Origin of the sequence: Psychroserpens damuponensis (genome assembly GCF_000826655.1) — a bacterium.
GTDB classification, from domain to species: domain Bacteria; phylum Bacteroidota; class Bacteroidia; order Flavobacteriales; family Flavobacteriaceae; genus Psychroserpens; species Psychroserpens damuponensis.
This window is the reverse complement of the sequence record NZ_JXJO01000097.1, coordinates 1-879: the sequence shown is the minus strand read 5'-3', so window position 1 is coordinate 879 and position 879 is coordinate 1. Positions and strand designations below refer to the sequence as shown.

At 32.2% G+C, this 879-nt stretch carries 1 protein-coding gene; it reads right to left on the bottom strand.

The genetic code is table 11. The annotated features are described in order from the left end of the window. Positions 1–152 precede the first annotated feature (152 nt). Positions 153–842 (bottom strand): hypothetical protein, encoded by a 690-nt coding sequence (locus TD29_RS17715; protein ID WP_152611565.1) that lies wholly within the window; start codon positions 840–842, stop codon positions 153–155. Between the last annotated feature and the right edge of the window lie 37 nt (positions 843–879).

The window sequence follows — 879 nt, the reverse complement described above, 5'->3', positions numbered from 1 at the left end:
CATAATTGTGTACAACGGTCTCGGCTATGGGCAGTTGGGGTTTTACGCCTAAAATTTTCGGTTTAGCTTTGACCTTTGTTTTATGTTTATATTTTGGTTTTATCACTTTCGCCCCAATTGCTTATAGCCATTGTTAGCACACGTATTTTTTATTATTCCTTATTCACAAGTTCTCTCACTAACTGACAATCAAACAATAGATAGCTCATTAAATCATTTAAAAATTCATCTACACTTTGCTCAAATGGTAATTCGTATATTTTCATTGTTTTTTCAGCGTATTCGGCAGATGTGCCAGAAACAATCTGATTAAAACTATCCATAGTTAATTTATCAGTTCCTAATTCAGCGAGTTTTTTACACGATTCTTTAGATACAGATTCAATTAAGTCTCGTTTTTTCTTGTGTTGTTTCTTTTCCTTTTTTGATAGCGATTTAAGTAAATCAATATCTATTTCAGCGATTACACTTTGTCTTAAATAATTCTGTTGCTCAGATGTACGTTCGGTTTGTTGAAGGTAAAGTCTTCCTGCATCACAATTTCGCAAAGCAATTATTTTGGTCAGGTTATTTTCCACTCCAATTCGACCGATTATTTGGGCCAAGTCATTTTGATTTATTTCATCACTAATTTCTTTAATTACGATAATTCCTTCGCTGAATTCAAAGCTCTCTTTTCCGTATTTTCTTTGAGAGTAAATTAGTTTATAATCAACCTGTGGTGTGGATTCAATTTCCGTTTGTATTTTTTTAAATCCAGTTTCACAATCAAAATCCACCAAGTTTTGAGCAGATACTATTGTGGAGAAGAGGCAAATTAAAATTAATGCAGATTTTTTCAATGTGTTTGGTTTATATGTGTGCTAACGGTTTTATGTA